This is a genomic window from Streptomyces sp. NBC_01237, from assembly GCF_035917275.1.
Lineage (GTDB): Bacteria > Actinomycetota > Actinomycetes > Streptomycetales > Streptomycetaceae > Streptomyces.
This window is the reverse complement of the sequence record NZ_CP108508.1, coordinates 5,545,827-5,571,471: the sequence shown is the minus strand read 5'-3', so window position 1 is coordinate 5,571,471 and position 25,645 is coordinate 5,545,827. Positions and strand designations below refer to the sequence as shown.

The 25,645-nt window shown below is 72.6% G+C and carries 20 protein-coding genes; 4 read left to right on the top strand and 16 right to left on the bottom strand.

The window, feature by feature from the left end:
• Window positions 1–5: 5 nt before the first annotated feature.
• Window positions 6–533, top strand: coding sequence for a carboxymuconolactone decarboxylase family protein (locus tag OG251_RS24995; protein ID WP_326679233.1), 528 nt, complete (start codon window positions 6–8; stop codon window positions 531–533).
• Between the two features lie 26 nt (window positions 534–559).
• Here the strand turns inward: OG251_RS24995 and OG251_RS24990 are convergent, their stop codons facing one another.
• The 7 genes from OG251_RS24990 to OG251_RS24960 form a co-directional block, all read right to left on the bottom strand.
• Window positions 560–1,513, bottom strand: a complete 954-nt coding sequence (locus OG251_RS24990; protein WP_326679232.1) for a serine/arginine repetitive matrix protein 2 — start codon at window positions 1,511–1,513, stop codon at window positions 560–562.
• A gap of 3 nt (window positions 1,514–1,516) precedes the next feature.
• The gene (locus OG251_RS24985; RefSeq protein WP_326679231.1) at window positions 1,517–1,897 is read right to left on the bottom strand and encodes a hypothetical protein; all 381 of its coding nucleotides are present in this window, start codon (window positions 1,895–1,897) and stop codon (window positions 1,517–1,519) included.
• 2 nt (window positions 1,898–1,899) lie between these two features.
• On the bottom strand, window positions 1,900–3,828 hold the full coding sequence (locus OG251_RS24980) for a hypothetical protein (RefSeq protein WP_326679230.1): 1,929 nt from the start codon (window positions 3,826–3,828) through the stop codon (window positions 1,900–1,902).
• Window positions 3,829–4,077: 249 nt separating this feature from the next.
• A complete protein-coding gene (locus tag OG251_RS24975; protein ID WP_326679229.1) occupies window positions 4,078–5,067 on the bottom strand; it encodes a malate dehydrogenase in 990 nt (329 codons plus the stop codon).
• Window positions 5,068–5,402: 335 nt separating this feature from the next.
• Window positions 5,403–6,509: a helix-turn-helix domain-containing protein gene (locus OG251_RS24970; protein WP_326679228.1), complete on the bottom strand. Its 1,107-nt coding sequence runs from the start codon at window positions 6,507–6,509 to the stop codon at window positions 5,403–5,405.
• Window positions 6,510–6,952: 443 nt separating this feature from the next.
• Entirely contained in the window at window positions 6,953–7,711 is a 759-nt protein-coding gene (locus OG251_RS24965; RefSeq protein WP_326679227.1) for a DUF3017 domain-containing protein, read from the bottom strand.
• Window positions 7,712–7,731: 20 nt separating this feature from the next.
• Complete coding sequence (locus OG251_RS24960; RefSeq protein WP_326679226.1) at window positions 7,732–8,616, bottom strand: bifunctional methylenetetrahydrofolate dehydrogenase/methenyltetrahydrofolate cyclohydrolase; 885 nt, start codon at window positions 8,614–8,616, stop codon at window positions 7,732–7,734.
• A 225-nt stretch (window positions 8,617–8,841) separates the two neighbouring features.
• Between OG251_RS24960 and OG251_RS24955 the strand changes: the two genes are divergently transcribed.
• Window positions 8,842–9,441 carry an RDD family protein gene (locus OG251_RS24955; protein ID WP_326679225.1) on the top strand — a complete coding sequence of 200 codons (600 nt, stop codon included), beginning with the start codon at window positions 8,842–8,844 and terminating at the stop codon, window positions 9,439–9,441.
• 158 nt (window positions 9,442–9,599) lie between these two features.
• On the opposite strand, the gene OG251_RS24950 is transcribed toward OG251_RS24955, so the two are convergent.
• The 3 genes from OG251_RS24950 to purN all read right to left on the bottom strand — a co-directional run bounded on the left by OG251_RS24950 (window position 9,600) and on the right by purN (window position 13,523).
• Entirely contained in the window at window positions 9,600–11,153 is a 1,554-nt protein-coding gene (locus tag OG251_RS24950) for a DUF2079 domain-containing protein (RefSeq protein WP_326679224.1), read from the bottom strand.
• Window positions 11,154–11,326: 173 nt separating this feature from the next.
• Window positions 11,327–12,880, bottom strand: coding sequence for a bifunctional phosphoribosylaminoimidazolecarboxamide formyltransferase/IMP cyclohydrolase (gene purH, locus OG251_RS24945; RefSeq protein ID WP_326679223.1), 1,554 nt, complete (start codon window positions 12,878–12,880; stop codon window positions 11,327–11,329).
• Window positions 12,867–13,523, bottom strand: a complete 657-nt coding sequence (gene purN, locus OG251_RS24940; RefSeq protein WP_073718265.1) for a phosphoribosylglycinamide formyltransferase — start codon at window positions 13,521–13,523, stop codon at window positions 12,867–12,869. Before purN ends, purH begins: the two co-directional genes overlap by 14 nt.
• Window positions 13,524–13,782: 259 nt before the next feature.
• Between purN and OG251_RS24935 the strand changes: the two genes are divergently transcribed.
• Entirely contained in the window at window positions 13,783–14,790 is a 1,008-nt protein-coding gene (locus tag OG251_RS24935) for a hypothetical protein (RefSeq protein WP_326679222.1), read from the top strand.
• Here OG251_RS24935 and OG251_RS24930 read toward each other — a convergent pair.
• Window positions 14,780–16,567 carry a cell division protein PerM gene (locus OG251_RS24930; protein ID WP_442818432.1) on the bottom strand — a complete coding sequence of 596 codons (1,788 nt, stop codon included), beginning with the start codon at window positions 16,565–16,567 and terminating at the stop codon, window positions 14,780–14,782. The two genes, OG251_RS24935 and OG251_RS24930, sit on opposite strands and share 11 nt — an antisense overlap.
• 125 nt (window positions 16,568–16,692) lie before the next feature.
• Between OG251_RS24930 and OG251_RS24925 the strand changes: the two genes are divergently transcribed.
• On the top strand, window positions 16,693–18,099 hold the full coding sequence (locus tag OG251_RS24925; protein WP_326679220.1) for a helix-turn-helix domain-containing protein: 1,407 nt from the start codon (window positions 16,693–16,695) through the stop codon (window positions 18,097–18,099).
• Between the two features lie 141 nt (window positions 18,100–18,240).
• Here OG251_RS24925 and sucD read toward each other — a convergent pair whose 3' ends face one another.
• The 5 genes from sucD to OG251_RS24900 all read right to left on the bottom strand — a co-directional run bounded on the left by sucD (window position 18,241) and on the right by OG251_RS24900 (window position 25,592).
• The gene (gene sucD / locus OG251_RS24920) at window positions 18,241–19,125 is read right to left on the bottom strand and encodes a succinate--CoA ligase subunit alpha (protein WP_326679219.1); all 885 of its coding nucleotides are present in this window, start codon (window positions 19,123–19,125) and stop codon (window positions 18,241–18,243) included.
• Between the two features lie 21 nt (window positions 19,126–19,146).
• A complete protein-coding gene (gene sucC, locus OG251_RS24915) occupies window positions 19,147–20,328 on the bottom strand; it encodes an ADP-forming succinate--CoA ligase subunit beta (RefSeq protein WP_073718268.1) in 1,182 nt (393 codons plus the stop codon).
• A gap of 304 nt (window positions 20,329–20,632) precedes the next feature.
• Window positions 20,633–21,850, bottom strand: coding sequence for a VWA domain-containing protein (locus OG251_RS24910; protein ID WP_442818431.1), 1,218 nt, complete (start codon window positions 21,848–21,850; stop codon window positions 20,633–20,635).
• 95 nt (window positions 21,851–21,945) lie between these two features.
• Window positions 21,946–24,417, bottom strand: coding sequence for a DUF5682 family protein (locus OG251_RS24905; protein WP_326679217.1), 2,472 nt, complete (start codon window positions 24,415–24,417; stop codon window positions 21,946–21,948).
• Window positions 24,414–25,592 (bottom strand): ATP-binding protein, encoded by a 1,179-nt coding sequence (locus OG251_RS24900; RefSeq protein WP_326679216.1) that lies wholly within the window; start codon window positions 25,590–25,592, stop codon window positions 24,414–24,416. The genes OG251_RS24905 and OG251_RS24900 overlap by 4 nt, the downstream gene beginning before the upstream one ends.
• Between the last annotated feature and the right edge of the window lie 53 nt (window positions 25,593–25,645).

Below are 25,645 nucleotides of genomic sequence, written 5' to 3'. Positions count from 1 at the left end.
CAGGCATGACGACACACGCGCACGACCGCACCGCCCCCGGCCACACCCACTCCGCGTACGCCCCGGAACACCCGGCCCGCCTGCCCTGGGCCGAGCTCGCCCCGGATGTCTACAAGGCGATGGTCCGGCTGGACATCGCCTCCCGGAAGGGACTGGACCCGCTCCTGGTCGAGCTGGTGAAGGTCCGGGCCTCACAGCTCAACCGCTGCGCCCTCTGCCTGGACATGCACTCCAAGGACGCGCTCGCCGCGGGCGAGTCGGTCGAGCGGATCATCCAGCTCAGCGCCTGGGAGGAGTCGAAGCACTTCTACACGGAGAAGGAGCTGGCGGCGATCGAGCTGACCGAGGCCGTCACGGTCCTGACCGACGGCTTCGTCCCGGACGAGGTGTACGCGAAGGCCGCCGAGCACTTCGAGCAGGCGGAGCTGGCGCAGCTGCTCGCCGCGATCACGGTGATCAACGCCTGGAACCGCTTCGGGGTGGCCACCCGCCAGGTCCCCGGCCACTACACCCCCGGCGACATCAAGCACTGAGCGGGGCGCGGGTGCGCCCCGCTCGGTCAGAAGGGGTTGCCGTACGGATCGAAGTGCCTCACGGCCACGTCCAGGATCTCCTCCTGACGTGGCCACGCCGTGTCGGGTGCGGCGACCAGCACCGCGTACAGCCGTCCGTCCGAGGCGGTGAACACGCGCTCGACGACCTGGCGCCGGCCACCGGTCTCCTCGCTGTCGTAGGCGTAGACCAGCTCGGCCGCCTCACCGCCGCCGGTGTTCTCCACCGCGCCGATCCGGACCTCCTCGAAACCCGGGTTGACGCTGCGCTCGTCGGAGGCCGCGCGTACCGCTTTCAGCGCGGTCATGGACGGCTCGGAGACCCGGAAGACCTGGAGCAGCTCAGCACCGCCGGCCGGCTTGTAGAACACCCCGTCGCCTTCCTCGGTACGGACGTCCCACTCCTCCGGAACGGCGATGGTGAAGCCCTTCTCGTCGTCGGCCTCCGTATAGCCCGCCTCCAGGGCGCCGGACGGCGACACGGAATCCGACGCCGAGGCGTCGGGGGGCGGCGGGCTGTCCGTGCGGGTGGTCTCCTGCCCGCCGCCACCGGTGGCCGCGGCCTCGGTGGACGTGGCGCCGGCCCCCTGCGCACCGTGGCGGCCGTCCCGGTCCCCGCCGCCGAGCGTGAACCACAGCGTCGCCGCACCCACCGCGAGCACGGCCACGGCGAGACCGGCGGTCAGCGGGGTGACCCGCTCCCGGAAGGACGTCGCGCCGCCCGCGACGAAGGTCCCGGTGATGTTGTTGTACGCACCCGGCGGACCGGGAGGCGTGGGCCCCGGCGGACCGGGAGGCGTGGGCGGACCGGGAGGACCGGGGACCACGGGCACCGCCGGTACCCCGGGCACCACGGGCGGTACGGAGGGCAGCGGCGGAGGCGGCGGGGTGTAGCCGCGCCGCTCCTCGGTCTCCCAGCTCTGTGTCTCGTCGTTCCAGCGCGGTCCGCCGCCCCCGGTCATCGTTCAGCCTCCCAGCAGGGCGGCGAGCGCCTGTCCCACGGCGACGCCGGATGCCAGCGTCCCGGTGAGGGCACCGGCCGCCGTCAGCGCTTCCTGGAGCCGGGCGAGCCGGCCGGGTGCGGCTGCGCCACCGGTCTCGATCTCCTCCTCGACCGAGACCAGTTCGGCGTCGAGGATCTGCGTGGTGTCCGAGGGGACGAACCGTTCCAGGTCGGCGCGGAGCAGCCGCACGGCACGCAGCAGTTCGGCCTGGGTCTCGTCGGCCGGGGCCGCGTGCTGGTGCTGCGTGACGGTGTTGTGGTCGCCGATGGCGAACGCGCTGCCGGTCACCGACCCCACGTGGACGGTCCGCCGGTCCGGCTCCTGCCCGTCGGGCGTCTGCATGATCACTTACCTCCGGTGTTCGGGTGCTGGTCGGTGCGCGGCCCGGCGCCCGGGCCGGGACCTGGGCCGGACGCCTTCGGCGGGGATGTCGGCGCGCCCGGCCCCGGCTTGCTGCCCGGCTTCGGTGTGCCCGGACCCGGCTTCGTGCCCGGCTTCGCCCCTGCGGCCGTGTTCGGGTCCGCCGCGGTCCGCCTGTCGGTGTGCGTGAGGGTGTTGTGGTCCCCGATGCCGATCGCGCTGTCCTTCGCGGACTCGATGAAGACCCCGCCCGCACCGATGTTCACGACCTTCTGCTCGAACTCGTCGGTCTGCCAGCCCGCTTCCCGCAGGGCCAGTCGTACACCACCGGTCACCCGGTCCTGAATGCTTTTCAGATACCGGTTGATGTCCATGTCCTGGAACAGCGACGCCTCGTCGTCCGCGCCCAGCTGCCGGATCGACAACGCGGGCCCGTCCGGCAGCGCACCTCTGTTGCCCGCCGTGAGCAGCGTCCAGCCGCTGACCCCGCCGCGCCCCAGGGTGATGACCGAGCGCACCAGCGAGCCGGGGGTGCGGGCCACCGCCCAGGCGGCCTTCCCCAGCCAGTTGTTGTTGCGGTGCCGGTGCGCGATCCGGTCGGCCTCCTGGAACAGCGGGTGCACCGGCATCAGGACGTGCGGCGCGAGTTCCAGCATCAGCATCCCGCCCTGGGTGTGGACCCGGACGAAGACGGTGACGACGACCTCCTCGTTCCACCCGCCGACCCGGATGCGCAGGAAGTGCCTGCGGCTCTCCCCGCCCTCCTCGACGGCGCCCAGCCGGTGGGTCTCGAAGCCCTGGGCACCGTACGGGGCGTCCTCGCGCCGCGGCATGCCCACGACCGGCAGGAACACGCACTCGTCGATCCGCAGCTCGCGGAGCCGGTCCCGTACGGCGGCGGCGGCCTCCGGCGAACCGTGCGGGGACGGCACCCGCAGCGCCTCCAGCAGCGGCACGATCCGGCGGAGGATCCGCGCGTTGTCGATCGGCTCGGTCGGGCCGTCCTCGCTCGGCCGGAGCTCGACGGCCAGATTCCACGGGTGGTACGGGACCCCGGCGCCGCAGAACGGGTCGTTGGCGTTGTACATGATCAACGGAGCGTGCTGCTCCAGTCTGATCCGCTGCTGGAGCCGCTGGAAGCGCCCGCCCACGGCCCGTTCGGCCGGGTCGGCTGCGAGGTCGGCGAAGTTCTTCCTGGCCAGCTCACCGGCCATGACCCGGGCGAACTGGCCGCGCCGGAGCCCCACCAGCGCGGCGATCAGGGCGAAGAAGGCCAGCGCTCCCCAGGCGGTGCCCGAGCCGGACCCACCGGAGGTGAAACCGCCGGTCAGTACGGAGAAGTCGAGATCCGACCCGTCCGGCACGGAGTCGGAGAAGCCGTCGGAGCCGTATCCGCCGGAGGAGCCGTAGTCCTCGGAATCGTCGTCACCGAAGAGACCGGAGAGGGCACCGCCGGCCATCAGGACCACGAGGGCGAGCATCAGGAGCCGCCCGTACCAGCGCATCAGGAACGCCGGGATACGCCGGTGGACCGGTGGGTTGCGCGACGTCCCCCGGATCAGGGGGGCGACGGCGAGGAGGACGCTCGGCAGCACCAGGGCGGCGATGGCACCCCTGGTGAGCACGACGCCCAGCAGCCAGGCGCACAGGATGCCCGCGGCCCACCAGAGTTCGGCGCGGCGCGCCCGCAGGGCGTGGGCCAGCACCCGCGCCGCGTCGAAGCCCGTCGACGGGGCGGCGATCCGCTCTTCCTGCACATAGAGGTGGTCGATCACGGCATCGCGGTAGCCGTCGTGCAGATAGACCCCGGCGCAGAGCAGTCTGCACGCCTCGCTCGCGGCCGGAGGCACGGGCGGTTTCCCGAGCAGATCATCCTGGCCCTGCGACGGCCGCGGCACGGCACTCCGGGTCACCGGTTCCCCCTTGCTGTCCCCAACCCGCCCGGCAGCGCGGCGAGTCGGTGATGGAAAGGGGACAACATACCTGGATCGAGCCGCCCGTTGGCGGCGAATTTCCGACCGTCGCGCCGGCACGTGCGACGGTTCGTTCAGTTGTGCGTCAACCCGGTGCGGACCGGGACGGAACGTCGAAGCGCCCCGGCAGCGGAGGCTGCGGGGCGCTTCGACGTACGGCGGGCGGATCCGGCCGGGGCCGGAATCCGATCAGATCAGGCCGAGCTCGCGGACCGCGTCGCGCTCCTCGGTGAGCTCCTTCACCGACGCGTCGATGCGCGCGCGGGAGAACTCGTTGATGTCCAGGCCCTGGACGATCTCGTACGTGCCGTTCTCCGTGGTGACCGGGAACGACGAGATGATGCCCTCGGGCACGCCGTAGGAGCCGTCCGACGGGATACCCATCGAGGTCCAGTCGCCCGCGGCGGTGCCGTTGACCCAGGTGTGCACGTGGTCGATGGCGGCGTTGGCGGCCGAGGCGGCCGAGGACGCGCCACGGGCCTCGATGATCGCGGCGCCGCGCTTGGCCACGGTCGGGATGAAGGTGTCGGCCAGCCACGCCTCGTCGGCGACGAGCTCGGCGGCGTTCTTGCCGGCCACCTCCGCGTGGAAGATGTCCGGGTACTGGGTGGCCGAGTGGTTGCCCCAGATCGTCAGCTTCTTGATGTCGGAGACGGCGGCACCGGTCTTGGCGGCCAGCTGCGAGATCGCGCGGTTGTGGTCCAGACGGGTCATCGCGGTGAAGCGCTCGGCCGGTACGTCCGGGGCGGCGGCCTGCGCGATGAGCGCGTTGGTGTTGGCCGGGTTGCCGACGACGAGGACCTTGATGTCGTCCGCGGCGTTGTCGTTGATGGCCTTGCCCTGCGGCTTGAAGATGCCACCGTTGGCGGAGAGCAGGTCGCCGCGCTCCATGCCCTTGGTGCGCGGGCGTGCGCCGACCAGCAGGGCGACGTTCGCACCGGCGAAGCCGACGTTGGCGTTGTCCGTGATCTCGATGTTGCGCAGCAGCGGGAAGGCGCAGTCGTCGAGCTCCATCGCGGTGCCCTCGGCGGCCTTGAGGCCCTGCGGGATCTCCAGGAGACGCAGGTTGACCGGCACGTCCGGGCCGAGCAGGTGGCCGGAGGCGATGCGGAAGAGCAGCGCGTAGCCGATCTGGCCGGCTGCGCCGGTCACGGTGACATTCACGGGAGTGCGGGTCATGGCGATCTCCGTTAGACAGCTGGCGGTGGGGGTCCCGACCCCTCGTGCCGGTCCCCTGGTGCTGGACACCTCTGAATCTTGATGTGAAGAGATATCCAGCGGTCAGGCTATCCGACCCGCGCGCGCCCGGCCGCCCGCCCCCCTGTGGCACGGCACACAACCGGTCACGCACCGCACGCACGGCCCGCACGCACGGCCCGCGAGTGCACAGCCCGCGAGGCACGCGCCGCGCACGCCGGCAGACGGCACGGCTCAGGGCGACGCACCCGCACACCGCACCGCGCCGCGCACGCCCCCGTCGAGTACGCCGCGCACGCCGCACGCCTCGCGCGCCCTCACGCCTGGGGGACGGTGCACCCCTTCGTGCCGGAGGCGAGCGTGGCGCACGCCTTCGCGTCGTCGGCCTTCTTCACGGAGACCATCGGGGTGTACGCGTCCTTGTCCGCGTCCACCGTGCCGTCCTGCTCGGCCTTCCCCGCGCTGATCCGCACGGTGTCGCCCGTGGCGGCCTCGGTGATCCGGGCCCAGACCGCCGAACAGGGCTCGCTGAAGCGCACCTCGATCCGGCTGCCGCCGACCACGGCGCTGGCCACCGTACGGGCGTACTGGCCGCCGCAGCCCATGGCCTCGGGGTCCTGTCCCGTGCAGTCGGCGCCGCTGCACTCGACGCCGTCCGGCAGCTCCGCCGCCCTTGTCGTCGGTGCGGCCGACGGGGGCGTGGCGGTCTTCTTCTCGCCGTCGTCGCCCCCCAGCCCGGTGAGGAGCACCGCAGCGGTCACGACCAGCAGTACGCCGACGACCCCCGCGACGACCACGGCCGGCTTGCGGCGGCCCGCGGGCCTGCCCCGACGGCCGCTGTGGTTCGGCGGCTGGGGGCCGGACTGCGGTGGAGAGTGGTGCGGCGACCGCGGCTGATGCGGAATGTGCGAAACCGTGCCGCGCTGGACGGGTACGGACGGCGAGCGCGCCGCGTCGTGCGCGCCGGGTCCCGCGCCCGGCGCGGCGGAGGCTCCCCTGTCGGCGCCGGCGGACCGCCCGGAGCCGTGTCTGCCGCCTCCGGAGCGGCGGTCCCGGCCGCCCGCCCCCGCCGCCGGGACCGTACCGAACTCACCGAGCGCCGCGCGCGCTTCCGTGATCCGGATGGTCTCCATCGTTCTGTCGTGGCGCATCTCGGAGCGGCTCCAGGCGCGTTCGGCCAGCTCCCACATGACGCTCAGGTGGTTCTGATCGGTGCCCGTCACCTCGGCGAGGGCGAGAACGGCACGCTTGGGCGCGAGCAGCCGCCCGTTGAGATACCGCTCCCATGACGTCTTGCTGTAACCCGTGCGGTCGGCCACCGCGGCGATGCTCAGACCGCCGCGGTCGACGAGCCTGCGCAACTGGCTGGCGAACTCCCGTATTTGCGGGTCGAGTTCCTCCGGTAACGCCTTCCAGCGAGGCATGGCCCCTCTCCCCCCTCTGTATTCCCCCGGACGTGTCCGCTGTGCCAGCTGCCGACCGGCTCCGTGCCTCCACGCCCGGTTCGGCGGTCTTCCGTTTCCGGGTCTGCCCAAGAGGATGTGCGAAGCCAGGGTGTCAGTTCCTGACGAGGGAGCGCACAGAAGCGTGCGAACTGCGGCACGCCTTGTCGTGCGCCGCGCTCCGTACCGTGCGCCGTGCCAGTCTGCCACCGTTGCGCGACGATCACACCGTGCCGGAATGGTCACTTCCGTGCCACAGGCCCCGGCGATCACTTGTACCGGCTCTTCATGTCCATGACTCTGAATGCGGGACGTGGCAAGGCCACGCACGTCACCGCACACCGGAGCTTCCCGCTTCGGTCGAGCCCCGGCCGCGGGTGTCCGTCCTCCTCGGGGGAGGGGACGGACACTCCGTCGGAACAGGCTCAGCGGATGGTGAAGTGGACCGCGTCCTCCAGCACCGGAATGTCCAGCCACGGCTTGGGCTGGGCCATCAGCGCGAGCATCACGATCAGGGTCCCCATCAGCCCGTACGTGACCAGGTCGGTGAACCGGGACCGCACGGCGAGCATGCCGACCGAGGGGACCACCCAGCGCAGCACGGCCCCGGCGACGAGCGCGAACCCGATCAGCATCGTGCCGATCCGGAACGCCTGGTCGAACGGGTCCGTGGCGACGATCAGCAGCCCCGCGCCGGCCGTGCAGAGCACGGTGAGCAGCGGCCACTGCCGCGCCGGGGCGGGCGCGTCGCCCGGAGCCGCCCTGCCGCCGCCCTCGGGACGGGCCGTGTCGCGCGTCAGCGACGGGAAGCGGCGCGACTTACGGGGAGCGGCACTCCCGGAGTCGGAAGCAGAGACGGAATCGGCCTCGGAGCTACCGGAAACGGCTTCGGCCCCGGCGGCCTCACCCGCGTCCGGAGCAGCTTCGCCACCGGCGTCCCCACCGGCTTCGGCACCCGTGTCCGGAGAAGCGTCCGCACCGGCGTCCGCACCGGCTTCGGCGCCCGAACCGGGTGCCGCACCGCTGGAGCCCCCGCCCTTCACCGCGTCAGCTCCGTCGCCCACCGCGCCGCCCGCTCCGTCGTCCGTCGCCACGCCCGGCTCCGCAGGCTTCCCCTGCTCCCCCGACGCACCCGACTCCCGGCGGGCGGGAGTGGGTTCGGCCTGACTCGTACCAGCACCCATGGGGTTCCTTCCGGTCCGGGTCAGCCCGCGGTCGCGGCGGCGTCGGCGGCCTCGGCGGCCATCCGCTCGGCGGCCTCGACCACGTTGACCAGCAGCTGGGCGCGGGTCATCGGGCCGACACCGCCGGGGTTCGGGGCGACCCAGGCGGCCACCTCGGCGACGCCGGGGTGCACATCTCCGACGATCTTGCCGTTCTCGTCGCGGCTGACGCCCACGTCGAGCACGGCGGCGCCCGGCTTCACGTCCTCGGGCTTGATCAGGTGCGGCACACCGGCGGCGGCCACGATGATGTCGGCCTGCCTGAGGTGCGAGGAGAGGTCACGCGTACCGGTGTGGCACTGGGTGACAGTGGCGTTCTCGGTCTTACGGGTCAGCAGCAGCGGGATCGAGCGGCCGATGGTGACGCCGCGTCCGACGACCACGACATGCGCCCCGTTGATCTCCACACCGTGGGCACGGAGCAGCTGGACGACGCCCTGGGGGGTGCAGGGCAGCGGGCCGGTCTCGTTGAGGACCAGCCGGCCGAGGCTCATCGGGTGCAGGCCGTCGGCGTCCTTGGCCGGGTCCATCAGTTCCAGGACCCGGTTGGTGTCGATGCCCTTGGGGAGGGGGAGCTGAACGATGTAACCCGTGCACTCGGGGTTGCCGTTGAGCTCGCGCACGACCTCCTCGATCTCCTCCTGGGTCGCGGTGTCGGGCAGTTCGCGCTGGATGGAGGCGATGCCGACCTGCGCGCAGTCACGGTGCTTGCCGTTCACGTACCAGCGGCTGCCCGGGTCGTCCCCGACGAGCAGGGTTCCCAGGCCGGGGACGATGCCCTGGGCCTTGAGGGCCGCCACACGGACGGTCAGATCGGATTTGATCGCGGCAGCGGTGGCCTTGCCATCGAGAATCTGGGCAGTCATGTTCCCATCCTCGCGGATGACCCCGCCCGCATACCAATTGCGGGTCACCGCGTGGACACAAGGTTGCACTTGCACAACACCTGGTGACCCGGACTGGACAAACTTACGTGCGACTTATAACGATGATGGTCGCAGTGCCGCGGTAGTACGGGGGGCGGACCGCTGACCTGTTCCTTCCTCCGTGCGGCCGTAACCGTCCCCGCACGTCTGCTGTAAGGAACACCCATGAGCTTCGGCGACCCGAACAACCCGTACGGGCAGCAGCCCGGCCAGCCGCCCCAGGGCCAGCAGCCCGGTTACGGCTACCCGCAGCAGGCTCCGCAGGGTGTCCCGCAGCAGGGTTACGGCTACCCCCAGCAGCAGCCCGGCCAGCCCTACGGCGGCGGCTACCCGCAGCAGCAGCCGGGCTACGGCAGCGGCATGCCCGAGCTGGCCCACTGGGGCCTGCGCCTCGGCGGGTTCATCATCGACGGCCTGATCCTCATGGTTCCGTACATGGTGGCCATCATCGGCGGTGGCGTCGGTGACGCCGTGGGAGCCGTGCTCGCCGTCATCGGTTTCGTCGCGATGATCGCCGTCGCCCTCTGGCAGTGCTACCAGGAAGGCACCACGGGCCAGACGGTCGGCAAGAAGGCCGTGGGCATCCGGCTGCTGCGCGAGGCCGACGGCCGTCCGCTCGGCTTCGGCATGGCCTTCGTGCGCCGCCTGGCCCACTTCCTGGACAGCGTCGCCTGCTACATCGGCTGGCTGTGGCCGCTGTGGGACTCGAAGAAGCAGACGTTCGCGGACAAGGTCTGCTCGTCGGTGGTCGTCAAGGCCGGCTGAACCGCCCCGCTCGCACCGGAGGCCGCACCCGTTCACCGGGGGCGGCCTCCGCGCGTTTTCCGGGCCCCGTACAGGCGTTCGCCCCGCCCCCCCGACCCTCCGTACGCGCCCCGGACCCGTACGGGCGTCCGTCCCGCCCCGAACCTCCGTACCGGCTGTCAGCGTCCGGGGATCTCCGCCGGGGCCGGGGTGGTGCGCTCCATGACCACGAAGCTCCCGGACCGGTGCTTGAGCCGGTAGCGCGCCTCGGGGTGGAGCTGCTGGGCGTACGCCACCGGGTCGGTGATCGGCTGCGCCCAGCCGAAGTCCAGGTTGATGGCGACGATGTCGGGGGCGGTACCGGGGGCTCCGCCGACCCAGTAGACGGTGCGGTCGCCCGTGAGGTGCGCCATCAGCGTGATGTCCGTCTCGACGCGCGCCCCCGCGGGGATGGCCTCCAGCGCCTGCCGGGCCGCGTGGGTGCGCGCGTCGGTGCGGTAGGCCTCGGGACGCAGCAGGTCGCGCAGCGGCAGATGCTGGGTGAGGGCCAGGGCGATCGCGGTCGCGACGGGGACGGCGACCTTCGCGTACGAGGCGAGCCAGGGGCGCGCGGAGGCGCGGCTGCGGCGGATGCCGTCGGCCATGGCCAGGAAGAGCACCGGCATCAGGATCGCGCTGTAGTGCCAGACCATGCCCCAGTGGTGGGAGTCCTGGGACAGCAGGCGCCAGCCCAGCGTGGGCAGGATCAGCAGGATCAGGGGCGAGCGCAGCGCCATGAAGGCGGTGATGCCGACCAGGAAGACCAGCATCTCGATCTTGACCGAGGAGTTGAGGGCGCCGAGGACGGAGTCGAAGAGGGAGACGTCCTGCTCGCCGTTCTTGTCGATCTTCGTCCAGTAGTCGTACGTCCCCGCGCTGCTGGCCGCCGGTATGAGGACGAAGACGGTGACGACGAAGGCCAGCAGGCCGAAGGCGGCCAGCAGGGCGCCCTGGAGCCGGCGGCCGTACAGGAAGAGCAGGAAGCCGACGACGGCGACGGTGGCGCCCAGGTCCTCCTTGACCAGGACCAGCGGCAGGGCCCAGAGGGCGGCGGCGGTCCATCGGCGGGTGAGCAGGGCGCGGCAGACGAGGGCGAGCAGCGGTACGGCGAAGGCGATTTCGTGGAAGTCGGACTTCACCGCCTCCTGAAGGCCCCAGGAGAGCCCGTACGCGACGGTGACGCACAGGCCCGAGCGGCCGCCCAGGATCTGCTGGGCGGTGCGCCCGACGACCGCTGCGGAGACGGCGAACAGGGCCGCCTGCGCGAACAGCAGGGCTTCGGCGGAGGGCCAGATCCAGTAGAGCGGGGCGAGCAGCGCCACGACGGGGCTGAAGTGATCGCCGAGGATCAGATAGCCGGGGCCCTTGATGTCGACGACGGGGGCGTTCAGGCCAGCGTACGCCCGTACCTCCTGCTCGAATATCCCCAGGTCCCAGGAGGGTGAGCCGAACCGGCTGTACTGGAGGTGGGAGTAGAGGAAGTAGAGCGCGCACAGGACGGCCGCGGCGATCAGGTACGGGCGCAGCGGAACACGGCTGACATCCGCGTCGTCCGCGGTGCCGACGCCCCCGGCAGCGTCCGCGGTGTCCGCGGTCGCGTCGAGCACCGGTCCGCCGGGGGCCGGCACACGGGAAGGCGGATCGCCGCCGTCCGCCCCGGACCGGCCCGATTTCCCTTTGTTCAGATCAAGCACGACGCCCCCGCTACGGATTTCCCACGGCCGTTTATTAGAACAGAGGGACGACGAAGTCCAGAATTCCGGGAGACTCCGGGCCCCCCGGACGCGGCACGGGCCGCACCCCCGGAGAGGGTGCGGCCCGTGCCGCGCCGGAACGCGACGAATCGGCGGCGCCGGAACGGGCCGGCTCAGTGGAAGAAGTGGCGCGTGCCGGTGAAGTACATGGTCACGCCCGCCTTCTGCGCGGCCTCGACGACCAGCTCGTCGCGGACCGATCCACCGGGCTGGGCCACGGCCCGGATACCGGCCGCGGTGAGGATCTCCAGGCCGTCGGGGAACGGGAAGAACGCGTCGGAGGCGGCGTACGCCCCGCGCGCCCGCTCCTCGCCCGCCCGCTCGACCGCGAGCTTGGCGGAGTCGACACGGTTGACCTGACCCATGCCGACACCGACCGAGGCGCCGCCCTTGGCGAGCAGGATCGCGTTGGACTTGACCGCGCGACACGCCTTCCACGCGAAGGCGAGCTCCTTGAGCTCGTCCTCGGAGAGGGCCTCACCGGTGGCGAGGGTCCAGTTCGCCGGGTTGTCGCCGTCGGCCTGGAGCCGGTCGGTGACCTGGAGCAGCGCACCGCCGTCGATCGGCTTGACCTCGACCTCGGCGGCCGGGGCCTCGGGGCAGCGCAGCACGCGGATGTTCTTCTTGCGGGCCAGCACCTCGACGGCGCCGTCCTCGTACGCCGGGGCGACGATGACCTCGGTGAAGATCTCCGCGACCTGCTCGGCCATGGCGACGGTCACCGGACGGTTGACGGCGATGACACCGCCGAAGGCGGACATCGGGTCACAGGCGTGCGCGTTGCGGTGCGCCTCGGCGACATCGTCGGCGATCGCGATGCCGCACGGGTTGGCGTGCTTGATGATCGCGACACAGGGCTCGGCGTGGTCGTACGCGGCCCGGCGCGCGGCGTCGGTGTCCGTGTAGTTGTTGTACGACATCTCCTTGCCGTGCAGCTGCTCCGCCTCGGCCAGACCACCGGCGCCCGAGGTGTAGAGGGCGGCGGGCTGGTGCGGGTTCTCGCCGTAGCGCAGGACGTTGCCGCGCTCGTACGTCGTACCGAAGAAGTCGGGGAAGCCCGAGTCGTCGGCGGCGGCGTAATCGGCGGCGAACCAGGAGGCCACGGCCACGTCGTACGCGGCGGTGTGCTGGAAGGCCTCGGCGGCCAGGCGCTTGCGGGCGCTCAGGTCGAAGCCGCCCGCCTCGACGGCGGCGAGGACGTCGGCGTACCGCTCGGGGCTCGTCACGACGGCCACGGACGGGTGGTTCTTGGCGGCGGCGCGGACCATCGACGGGCCGCCGATGTCGATCTGCTCCACGCACTCGTCGTCGGAGGCGCCGGAGGCGACGGTCTCCTTGAACGGGTACAGGTTGACGACGACGAGGTCGAAGGGCTCCACACCGAGTTCGGCGAGCTGCTCGCGGTGGGCGTCCAGGCGCAGGTCGGCGAGGATTCCGGCGTGCACGCGGGGGTGCAGCGTCTTCACGCGGCCGTCGAGGCACTCGGGGAAACCGGTGAGCTCCTCGACCTTGGTGACCGGCACTCCGGCGGCGGCGATCCTCGCGGCGGTGGAGCCGGTGGAGACGAGCTCGACGCCCGCCCCGTGCAGACCGCGGGCGAGGTCTTCGAGCCCCGTCTTGTCGTAGACACTGACCAGGGCGCGGCGGATGGGCTTATTCACCGACATGACCGAGATGAACCTTTCGTCCCTCAATGCGATGGCCGTCACGGGCGAGTCGCCCCACGGCCTCGACGAGCAGCTTGCGCTCGACTTCCTTGATGCGTTCATGGAGAGCGGCTTCGCCCTCCGGCGTGTCCTCTTCGGTCACCTCGACCACGCCCTGCGCGATGATCGGACCGGTGTCGACGCCGTCGTCGACGAAGTGGACGGTGCAGCCGGTGACCTTGACGCCGTACGCGAGCGCGTCACGCACCCCATGGGCACCGGGAAAGCTGGGGAGCAGGGCGGGGTGGGTGTTGATGAACCGGCCGCCGAACGCGGCGAGGAACGCGCTGCCCACGATCTTCATGAATCCCGCGGAGACGACGAGGTCCGGGCGGTGCGCGGCCGTGGCGGCCGCGAGCGCCTCGTCCCACTCCTCGCGGGTGGCATGGTCCTTGACCTTGCACACGAAAGTGGGCAACCCGGCGCGCTCGGCACGCTCCAGACCGACGATGCCGTCGCGGTCCGCGCCGACCGCGACGACCTCGGCGCCGTACCCCAGGGGGTCGTCACCGATGGCGTCGAGCAGTGCCTGGAGATTCGTACCGGATCCGGAGACCAGCACGACCAGGCGGGCCGGAGCGGCGGAGGGGGGCGGGGAGGCCACAGCTGGGCCCTTTCTCGCGTGGTAACTCAGGTGCGATGTGCTTGCGGTGCTCTTTGTACGGTCGTACGAAAGAATCTCGCCCCTCGATACGGGGAACTCTACGAACGAGCCGACCGTCAGCAACGATACCGGCACACCCAGCGGCCCCCACGGGACGGGGGCGTGACCGGGAGGTAGCGTCAGGGGACAGCGAGCCGTCCACCGGGCGGACGAACCGTCCTCGGGACGGACATGACGAGATGGGGAAGACGTTCACCACATGCCGGACCGACGCCGCCGCACCGCCTTCCGCCTTGCTCGTTCCTCTGGTGCACCTGGTTCCTCCGGTGCCCCTGGTTCCTCTGGCCCCTCAGATTCCGCCGGCCCTTCAGGTTCCGCCGGTCCTTCCGGTTCCCCCGGTCCTTCAGGTTCCGCCGGTTCCTCCGACGACAATCCGTTCGCGGCGCCGCCCGTGGACCGGCCCGACCAGCCGTGGCAGCCGCGTCACCCGTCCTCCTCTTCCTCGTCCCCGGACGGTGACAGGAACGGCAAGGGCGACGGCTCGGGCAGCGGTTCCTCCGGCGACCGCCCGGCGTGGGGCAGCCAGTGGAGCGACCAGCAGCCCGGCCGGGGCAACGGTGGGTTCGGCAGCCGCCCCGGCGGCAACGGCACCGGCGGGCAGGGCGGACCGGAGCGCAATCCGGGCGGACTGCGCTGGGACCCGACCGACCCCGCCCAGCGGCGCGCCCGGTACGCGGTGCTCGGCGGCATGTGGGCGTTCTTCTTCGCGCTCTTCGACTTCCCGGAGGTCGCCCTGCTCCTGGGTGCGCTCTCCGTCTACTGGGCACTGAGCTCCCTGCGCGCCAAGCCCGGGAGCGCGTCCGCGAAGGACGGCAGCGCGTCCGCGAAGCCGGGCAGCGCGTCCGCGAAGCCGGGCAGCGCGTCCGCGAAGGACGGGGCGGCAGGAGCCGCGGGGGCGGGCGCCGGTGCGGGCGCCACCGCGGTGACCGGTACGGAAGGGACGGAGGGCCGCACGACGCCGCCCGCGCCGGGAACCCCTCCCGCCACCGCGCAGGGCGGCAGCACCAGGCCGCAGACCACGGCGGCGGTCAGCGGGCTGGTGACCGCCCTGCTCGCGCTGTCGATCGTCGCGACGACGTTCACGGTCCAGCTGGTCTACCGCGACTACTACACCTGCGTGAACGATGCCCTGACCAAGTCCGGGGCGCTGGCCTGCAACGATCTGCTGCCGAAGCCGCTGGAACCCTTCTTCGGCGTCAAGGAGTAGCCTCCTGGCCGGGCTCGGGGGGCCGCGAGGCTTCCGGAGCCCGGTCGGACGGCGCATCCGGCGGAAAGTCGGCCATGAGCCCGCCGGAACCCTGCTTGAGCGAGGCCCACCGGGCCTCCCTGACCTCCGTGTCGTGCCAGGGGTCGGCCGGAAGGAAGTCGTAGGGCTCGAAGCCCGCGTCCGCCCCACCCGTCCCTGTCGCCGCGTCCGCCCCGCGGGACGTGCCTCCCGGACGCGCAGCGGACGCCGACGCGGGTACGCCGGACACGGAACCGGGCACGGAGCCGGAGCCGGGCACGGGGGCCTCGCCCGCTCCCTCCCCAGCGTCGCCCTTCCCCTTCCCTTTCCCCTTCCACCAGCGCCGCCGCCCGGCGCTCACCTGCACGGACTTCTGCGCGGACTTCTGCGCGGACTCCCGCTCGGACTCGTCGCTGCCGCCGCCCACGTCGCTCCCGGGGCGCGTCTCCACCCGGGGCCCCCGGGGCTCCTCCGTCGCGGCCCGCCGCCACGCCCATCCGGGCTCCCGCATCCGCCACACCCGAAGCAGCAGCGCCAGTGGTACGCCGATGACCGCCGTCCACGCGAGTGCGGCCGGTCCCGTCAGCCACCACACGGGCCCGAAGTCCGCCAGCGCCCCCGTCCCGAGCGGCCCCCCGGCCATCGCCATGAGCACCGCCGTACCGGCCCCGCAGCCCACCGCGGCCAGCAGCGTCACCAGCGCGGTCTCCCACGGGCTCCAGGACCCCTCGCGTACCGCGGGGACCGGAACCGCCCTCCGTACGGTGAACCAGGCGACCGCCAGACCGGCCGCGACCGGGACCGCCGCGGCCGCCCAGTTCGCGAGCGACCCGGGCCCCTGGTCCGGCACCGCCGCCAGCAGCGGGAAGTGGGGCAGAGCGGGTTGCCCGAGGACGGCGGCCGGGGTGACCGTGGCCCCCGTACCGAGCACGAATCCGGGGCCGAGGCCGTACGCGGCACCCCACAGCGCGGCGTTCGGCACCAGCGCCAGGGCCAGCAGCAGCACGGCGAACCGCCCCGCCCAGTCCCCGGAGAGCGCCAGGAAGGACTGCTGGGTCTCCTGCGCGTGCCACACCAGCCCCGCCGCCACCACCAGCGCACCGCCGCCGAGCAGCACCATCACCCCGGCCGCGGCGGACCGGCACAGCGTCTCGACGCGGGTCCGGAAGAGGGTGCGCGCGACGGCCTCCTGGAGCCACAGCGGCGCCCAGGACGGCACGGACCCCAGCGGGCGCCCGGTCGCCGTCCACACCCCGGCCGCCGCCGCACCCGCCACCACGAAGGCCGCCGGGAACACCAGCGAGTCCGGGTCCGCACTCAGCGACCCGCCCCGCGCATAGGCCGCCGCGCCCGCCGCGACCAGCAGATATCCGGCCGTGACCGCGCAGAAGGCACCGGCCGGCGAGGGCCGGGCACGCCCCTCGTCGGGATCCGCCGCATCACGGGCGGCCCGGTGCGCCAGCCAGACCGGCAGCAGTACGAGCAGCAGCGGGACGGTCGCCACAGGGGCCGGGACACCGCTGAGGGTGTCGGTTCTGACGAGTTCGGCGCCGTGCGCCAGCAGCCAGATCCCGGCCGCGACGTGCAGGGCTCCGCCGGGCCCGCTGTCCGGGTACGGAGAGCTGATCCACAGCACCATGACCAGCACGGCGAGCGAGCCGAGCCCGAGCCCCGCCGCGATCACTCCCCGCAGAAAGGCGGAGGCCAGAGCGGTGGACCTGCCCCGCTCGGCCGACAACATCGGGCTGCGCTCGGTCACTTGGGTCACGCCGCCATGCTGCCAACGACACGCGCTTATTCCGTGTAACGGGCGAACGGCCGCTGTGTCGCTCAATATACGTTTATGTACTTTTTCACCCAGTGCAGCGCTTCCGGGGGCCACTCATGACGCGGAGCACGACCGATACGGCCGCCGCCACCCCGCTGCCCTCCCCCAAGGAGTGCCGCAGACTGCGTGAGGCGAAGTCACTGACCGAGGAGCAGGTCGCGGCGGCCATCGGCGTCACGCGCGCCACCGTGCGCTCCTGGGAGACGGGGCGCACGAGCCCCCGCGGGCGCAAGCGCGCGGCGTACGCCAGGCTCATCGGCGCCTGCGCCGAGGACGAGTCGCAACCCGCTCCGGCCACTCGCGCCGCGCCGAGCCACTCGACCACCCGGCCGAGGCCCGCCGCGAAAGGGGCGGCACGGCCTCCGACGCCCCCGGCGGTCCCGAAGCTGTCCGAACCGGACAGACGGCCCACCCCCGCAACCACCCCCGCCACCGCACCCGCACCGAAGGCACCTCCCGCGCCCTCGGTGTCCCCCGCGCCCTTCGTCGCGGCCACCGGGAGCACCGCCGTGTCCCCGCCCGAGCCCGGCGTCGGGTCCGGCCCCGAGCCCTGCCACGCGGTGAGATCCGCGGCGAGTCCGCCGCCGGGCGCCGCACCGGACGCCGACGCCCATCCCGGCGACGGGGCGGGGGGCGTCGCGGCGCTCTCTCCCCATGAGGCGTTCGACGCCCTGTACAGCCATCACGGGCAGAGCCTGGTCCACCAGGCGTATCTCCTGACCGGGCGCCGGAGCCTCTCCCGCGAGTCCGTCGAGCGCGCGTTCCAGCTGGCCTGGCAGCGCTGGCCGGAGGTCGCCGTGGACCGTGACCCGGCGGGCTGGGTACGGGCCGCCGCGTACGAGTACGCGATGTCGCCCTGGCACCGGCTGCGCCGCGCCCACCGGCACCCCGACGCGCCGCCCGCCGAGCCCGGCCGGCGGGCGCTGCGCGACGCGCTGCTCGATCTGCCCCCCTCGTACCGGCGCACGCTGCTGCTCTACGACGGTGTGGGCCTGGATCTGCCGGAGACGGCGGCCGAGACGGAGGCGAGCACCCCGGCGGCGGCGGGCCGGCTGATGAACGCACGGGCCGCCGTCGCCGAACGGCTGCCCGAACTGGCGGGCCCCGCGTCACCGGCCGATCAGTCGGCGCTGCTGCGCGAGAGGCTGGGCGCGCTCGCCCTCGCCGGAAAGGTGCCCGCGCTGCCGCCGCCCCGTGCGGTGCGCAGCGGCAGTGAGCGCAAGGCCCAGCTCTGGACCCGGGCGGCGATCGCCCTGGCCGCGCTGCTGATCGGGGTGACGGGGTTCACCCTGCACACGGCCCCCACCCGGTACGAGCAGCCGCTCGCGCCCGCCGAGCGGGTCGGCGGTGTGCCGCCGCGCGGTGGCCCGCAGAAGCTCACCTCCCAGGATCTGCAGCTCCAGCGGGTCCTGCGCGAGGAGTTCGCGAACGGCCCGGAACGGCTGGTGCCCCGGATCCCCTGACGGCGGAGGATCCCGGAACGGGAGAACGCGAGACGGGAGAACGCGAGACGGCGCGGGCCCGTACCCCTGTCCGGGGTACGGGCCCGCGCCGTCCGTGCGGTGACGCTGTGCCGAGGCGGTGGAACGGCCTCGGCGCGGCGATCAGGCGCCGAGGATCTCGCGCGCCAGCTTGGCGGTCTCGGTCGGCGTCTTGCCGACCTTCACGCCGGCGGCCTCAAGGGCCTCCTTCTTCGCCTGGGCGGTGCCGGAGGAGCCGGAGACGATGGCGCCCGCGTGGCCCATGGTCTTGCCCTCGGGGGCGGTGAAGCCCGCGACGTAACCGACGACCGGCTTCGTGACGTTCTTCGCGATGAAGTCGGCGGCACGCTCCTCGGCGTCGCCGCCGATCTCGCCGATCATCACGATGAGGTCGGTCTCGGGGTCGGCCTCGAACGCCGCGAGGGCGTCGATGTGCGTCGTACCGATGACCGGGTCGCCACCGATGCCGACGGCGGACGAGAAGCCGATGTCACGGAGCTCGTACATCATCTGGTAGGTCAGCGTGCCGGACTTGGACACGAGACCGATGCGGCCGGGCTTGGTGATGTCGCCCGGGATGATGCCGGCGTTGGACTGGCCGGGGGTGATGAGACCCGGGCAGTTCGGACCGATGATCCGGGTCTTGTTGCCCTTCGAGCCCGCGTACGCCCAGAAGGCTGCGGAGTCGTGGACGGCGATGCCCTCGGTGATGACGACCGCGAGCGGGATCTCGGCGTCGATCGCCTCGACGACGGCGGCCTTGGCGAAGGCCGGCGGCACGAAGAGGACGGAGACGTCCGCGCCCGTCTTCTCCATCGCTTCCTTGACGGAACCGAAGACCGGGACCTCGGTGCCGTCGAAGTCGACGGTCGTGCCGGCCTTGCGCGGGTTCACGCCGCCGACGATGTTGGTGCCGTCAGCCAGCATGAGCTTGGTGTGCTTCATGCCCGTGGCGCCGGTCATCCCCTGGACGATGACCTTGCTGTCCTTGGTGAGGAAGATAGCCATGGTGTTGGAGTCCCTCGTCCCTTACTTCGCAGCCGCGGCGAGCTCGGCGGCCTTGTCGGCCGCGCCGTCCATGGTGTCCACACGCTGCACGAGCGGGTGGTTGGCGTCGGAAAGGATCTTGCGACCCAGCTCCGCGTTGTTGCCGTCGAGGCGCACGACCAGCGGCTTCTCGACCTTCTCGCCCTTGGACTCGAGCAGCGCCAGAGCCTGGACGATGCCGTTGGCGACCTCGTCACAAGCGGTGATGCCACCGAAGACGTTGACGAAGACGGACTTGACGTCCGGGTCGCCGAGGATGATCTCCAGGCCGTTCGCCATGACCTCTGCGGAGGCGCCGCCACCGATGTCGAGGAAGTTGGCGGGCTTCACGTTGCCGTGGTTCTCACCGGCGTACGCGACGACGTCCAGGGTCGACATGACCAGACCGGCACCGTTACCGATGATGCCGACCTCGCCGTCGAGCTTGACGTAGTTGAGGTTCTTGGCCTTGGCGGCAGCCTCGAGCGGGTTGGCTGCGGCCTTGTCCTCAAGAGCCTCGTGGCCGGGCTGGCGGAAGTCGGCGTTCTCGTCGAGCGAGACCTTGCCGTCCAGCGCGATGATGTCGCCGGAGGCCACCTTGGCCAGCGGGTTCACCTCGACGAGGAGCGCGTCCTCGGCGACGAAGGTGTCCCACAGCGTCACCAGGACCTCGGCGACCTTCTCGGCCACCTCGGCCGGGAACTTCGCCAGGGCCACGATCTCGCGGGCCTTCTCGATGGTGACGCCGGAGTTGGAGTCGACCGGGACCTTCGCGAGGGCCTCGGGGGTCTTCTCCGCGACCTCCTCGATGTCCATGCCGCCCTGCACCGAGGCCATGGCCAGGAAGGTGCGGTTGGTGCGGTCGAGGAGGTACGAAACGTAGTACTCCTCCAGGATCTCCGGTGCGGTCTCGGCGATCATCACGTTGTGGACCGTGTGGCCCTTGATGTCCATGCCGAGAATGTCGGTCGCACGGGCGACCGCCTCGTCCGGGGTGGCGGCGAGCTTGACGCCGCCCGCCTTGCCCCGGCCGCCGACCTTCACCTGGGCCTTGACGACAGACTTGCCGCCCAGCCGCTCGGTCGCCTCGCGGGCTGCCTCAGGCGTGTCAATGACTTCACCGGCCAGCACCGGTACACCGTGCTTGGCGAAGAGGTCCCTCGCCTGGTACTCGAACAGGTCCACGCGCGTCCGTCCCTTTTAGTGGTCTCGCGGTTGGTTTTCTGCGTGGGCGTGCCGCGAAGGGCAACGTGACTGCGCTGTCACTAGGGAGGCGTACACGGTGTCCGAGTACGCGGCATGTCCATCCGGCAGGTTATCCCCGCGCTCGACAGGACCCTAAATCGCAGATCACACCTGAGCGGTGATTACGGTCACAGATCGCGCCGGTGGCCGAGCCGCGAGGGACATAACGCCACGTCGGCGCGGGTGCGGGGACCCGCCGGGGCGGGCCCGCCGAGCGCGGTCGGCGGGCGGGGTGTCGCCGAACTCACCGCGCGGGCTCCGTGTCCGGTACGGGCAGCGGCCTCCTCTCGATCGCCGCGGCCATGATGTCGGGGAAGAGATCCGGCGTGCAGGCGAACGCGGGCGTGCCGAGCGCACCGAGCGCCGCCGCGTGCTCACGGTCGTACGCGGGCGCGCCCTCGTCGGAGAGTGCGAGCAGCGTCACGAACTGCACCCCGGACGCCTTCATCGCGGCGACCCGCTTGAGCATCTCGTCGCGTATGCCGCCCTCGTAGAGGTCGCTGATGAGGACGACGACGGTGTCGGCGGGGCGGGTGATGCGGGACTGGCAGTAGGCGAGCGCCCGGTTGATGTCCGTGCCGCCGCCGAGCTGGACGCCGAAGAGGACGTCGACCGGGTCGTCGAGCTGATCGGTGAGGTCGGCCACCGCCGTGTCGAAGACGACGAGCCGGGTCGCCAGGGTGCGCATGGAGGCGAGGACCGCGCCGAAGACGGCGGCGTGGACGACGGACGCGGCCATCGAACCCGACTGGTCGATGCAGAGGATGACGTCCTTCTTCACGGACCGGGCCGCGCGCCCGTACCCGATGAGACGTTCGGGTACGACCGTTCCTGCCCCGTCCTCCCCGGGAAGGGGCAGGTAGTTCTTGAGGTTGGCCCGGATGGTGCGGTCCCAGTCGATGTCCCGGTGGCGGGGCCGGCCGATCCTCGCCGAACGGTCCAGTGCTCCGGTGAGGGTGGCCCGGGTACGGCCCGCGAGGCGTTTCTCCAGGTCCTCGACGACTTTGCGGACGACGGCCCGCGCGGTCTCCTTCGTCGTCTCCGGCATGGCCTTGTTGAGCGAGAGCAGGGTGCCGACGAGATGGACGTCGGCCTCGACGGCCTCCAGCATCTCCGGTTCCAGCAGCAGCGACGACAGGCCGAGGCGGTCGATCGCGTCGCGCTGCATGATCTGGACGACGGAGCTGGGGAAATATGTACGGATGTCACCGAGCCAGCGGGCGACGGCGGGCGCGGAGGCCCCGAGCCCCGCCGAGCGCTCGCTTCCGCCCCGCCCGCCGGGCTTCTTCCCGCCGCCGTAGAGCGCGTTCAGCGCGCCGTCCATCGCGGTGTCCCGGCCGGTGAGCGTGCGTCCGATGCTCTCGGCGCTGTCCGCGCCCAGCACCATCCGCCAGCGCCGCAGCCGTTCGTCGTCGGCCGCTGCCCCGGCCGTCCCCACGGCTGTCGTGCCCGTCGCTGTCACCCCCACTCCGGTCGTGCCCGTCGCTGCCGCCCCCTCCCCAGTCGTCGCCACCTGCTCCCGCTCCCTCCCGCTGGTGTCCCTCGCCGTGTGCGTCGTCATCCGGCTGCCTCCCGCTCCTGGAGCGCCGCGGCTCCGTCCCCGTCCCGCGTGCCGTTCCGTGCGGCCGGCCCGGGGGTGAGGCCGAGCAGCAGGCGCAGCACCGGCGTCACGGCGTCCGCCCTGGCTCCGTCGAGGCCGGGTCCGAAGCCGGGCGCGGCCGGGTCCGTGGCGCCGTGGTGCGGCCCTTCGGGGGCCGGTCCGCGGCGGACCAGCTCGCCGAGGGTGCGCCGTACACCCGGTTCGTACGCGGAGAACGTACGGCGCAGCAGCGGCAGCACATCGGTGAAGGTGTCCGCGGGGACACCGGTGAGCCAGGTGTCGACCAGGCCGAGCAGCCGCTCGTCGTGGACGAGCAGCATGCCGCCGCCCGACGCTCCGCCGACGAAGCCCTCGATCCAGGCCGCGGCGTCGGGCGGCGGGGTGCCGGGCGAGAGCGCGAGGCCCATGAGGCGCGCCGCGTCGTCCTCGGCCAGCCGCCCCTCGTCGAGCAGCAGGCGGGCGGCGCGGCCGCGGATGACCCCGGCGACGGTGTCCCTGTCGGCCAGCCTGCGCAGGACGGCGGCCCAGCGCTCCCGCAGGCCCTCGGCGGGTACGGTCCCGGCGAGCAGGCCGATCGCGGTGTGCACACCGTCCACCTGGCGGCGCAGCGCGTCGGCGCCGTCCGCGTCGAGTCCGGTACAGGCGGAGGGCAGGCCGACGCAGATCCGCTCGGCGAGCCCGGCGGCGACCTCGCCGAGCGCGGCCGTGTCCGTGGAACGTACGTCCCCGTACCGCAGGGAGCGGGCGAGAGCGGGCAGCGCCTCGGCGAGGTGGCCGACGTCCGCGTCGAGTGCGGCACGGTCGGCGAGCGCCTTCATCACGAGGGGCAGCGCCTCGGTCAGTCCGGCCAGCAGGCAGTGCTCGGCGAGGGCGGTCACCTCGGACAGGACGGTGGCCGACACGGCTTCCGACTCGGCCTTCGCCGTGGCCGCGGAGAGCACGGTGGTGCCCCACACTCCGGCTTCGGCGATCCGTACATGCAGCTCGGGCTCCCAGCTCAGCCGCCAGCTCTCCCGGAACGTGCCCGTGCTCCCCCGGCCGGTGGCGGGCTCGCCCCATCCGACGGCGAGGAGCCGGAGCCGGTGCAGCAGCCTGCTGCGTGCGGCGTCCGTGTCCTTGCGGAGGTCGAGCTCCAACTCCCGCGCCTGCGCCTCCGGTTTGAGCCGCAGCGTGCGCTGCTGCCGGGCCAGGTCGCGTTGCAGCGGGACGGCGGGGGCGCTGTCCGGGACCTCGCCGAGGGTCTCGCCGACGACGAGCCGGTCCCGGACGAGGGCGAGCGGCACGTCGGAGCCCTCGCACATCACGGCCCGTACGGCGTCGGTGGTCTCGGCGAGCCCGGCGAGCGGCCGGCCCCGCATGGCCGCGAGCGTCTCGGCGAGCCGGACGGCCTCGATGACGTGGGCGGTCGAGACGAACCTGTCCTCGTCGCGCAGCAGCCCGGCGACCTTCGTCATCCACCGCTCGATCGGCCGGTCGGCGGCGCCGAAGAGGTGGCCGTACCAGCCGGGTGAGTCGATCCCGGCACCGTATCCGCTGTGCCGGGCGAGCCTGCGGTGGGTCCACGGCACCCAGGTCAGTTCGGTCCTGACCTTCGGGAGCCCCTTGAGCAGGGCCTTGTCGGCGGCGAGGGTGGTCCTGGCGGCGAGCGCGGGGACGTGCCAGGCGCCGCAGACGACGGCGATGTCGTCCCCGAACTCCTTGCGCGCGGTGCGCAGCCGGATTCTCATGTACGCCTCCCGGACGGCGTCGCGGGGATGCCCGCCGTCCCCGTACACCTCGCGCAGCGCGGTCATGGCCTCGGCGAGTGCGGCGAACGGGGCGCACGGGTCGCCCGCCGTGCCGTCGGGAGCGCGGTGCTCGACGACGTCCTCCCACCAGCGCTCGGGGTCCTCGTAACCGGCGGTCCCGGCGAGGACGCCGATCGGGTCGACGGCGGGCGGGAACGGCATCCGGCTGTACGCCGCGCCGTTGCCGTCCCCGGTGTCCTCGCCGTTCCGGTCGTCCGCCGCACCGCCGCCCTCGCCTCCGCCGTCCCGGGCGTCCGGGTCTCCTGCCGCAGCGGGGTCGCGGGGGCCGTCCGGGGTCTCCTTCAGCGCCAGTGAGTGCGCCGCGGGCAGGTCGAGGAAGCGCACCGGGACGTCGTTGGCCAGCGCCCAGCGGATCGCCACCCACTCGGGCGAGAACTCCGCCAGCGGCCAGAAGGCCGCTCGGCCCGGGTCGTCCACGGCGTGCGCCAGCAGCGCGACGGGCGGCCGCATCCGTGGATCGGCGGCGAGCGGAAGCAGGGCGTCCCCCTCCGGCGGCCCCTCGACGAGCACCGCACCCGGCCGGACGGCCTCCAGCGCGGCGAGGACCGCACGGGCCGATCCCGGACCGTGGTGACGCACCCCCAGCAGCAGCGGCCCGGTGGCCGCGGTGCGCCCGGTCATCCGGAGACCTCGCGGCAGGCGCGGTAGAAGTCCTTCCAGCCGTCCCGCTCGCGGACCACGGTCTCCAGATACTCCTGCCAGACCACCCGGTCCGCCGCCGGGTCCCGGACCACGGCACCGAGGATTCCGGCCGCGACGTCGGCGGGCCGCAGGATGCCGTCGCCGAAGTGGGCGGCGAGGGCCAGTCCGTTGGTGACGACGGAGATCGCCTCGGCCGTGGAGAGCGTCCCGGACGGGGACTTGACCTTGGTGCGCCCGTCGGTGGTGACGCCGTCGCGCAGCTCCCGGAAGACGGTCACCACCCGCCGGATCTCGGCCATGCCCTCGGGGGCGGCCGGCAGGTCGAGCGAACGGCCGATCTGGTCGACACGCCGGGACACGATGTCCACCTCGGCCTCGGCCGTCCCGGGCAGCGGCAGGACGACGGTGTTGAACCGGCGGCGCAGTGCGCTGGAGAGTTCGTTGACCCCGCGGTCCCGGTCGTTCGCCGTGGCGATGAGGTTGAACCCGCGGACGGCCTGGACCTCCTGGCCCAGTTCGGGCACGGGGAGGGTCTTCTCCGACAGGATCGTGATGAGCGCGTCCTGCACATCGGCCGGAATGCGGGTCAGTTCCTCGACCCTGGCGGTCATGCCTTCGGACATGGCGCGCATGAGCGGGCTGGGCACCAGCGCTTCCCGGCTGGGTCCGTGGGCGAGCAGCTGCGCGTAGTTCCACCCGTAGCGGACGGCTTCCTCCGGGGTCCCGGCGGTGCCCTGGACGAGCAGGGTCGAGTCGCCGCTGACGGCGGCGGCGAGGTGTTCGGACACCCAGGTCTTGGCGGTGCCGGGGACACCGAGGAGCAACAGGGCCCGGTCGGTGGCGAGTGTGGTCACGGCGACTTCGACGAGGCGTCGCGGGCCGACGTACTTGGGTGTGATCACCGTCCCGTCGGGGAGCGTCCCGCCCAGCAGATAGGTGGCGACGGCCCACGGCGAGAGGCGCCAGCGGACAGGTCTCGGCCGGTCGTCGGCGGCGGCGAGCGCCTTGAGTTCACCGGCGAACGCGTCCTCGGCGTGCGGCCGCAGGACCTCGGGGCGGGCCCCTGTCCCGGCCGCCTCGGCGGCGGCGGCCGCGGCCGCGGCTGTTCCGGCTCCGGCGGTCGCGGTGGCTGCGGTGGTTTCGGGCACGGTCATGGATCCCCCTCCAGATCGTTCGACCTGATGTGGTTCCACCGTGCACCATGCCA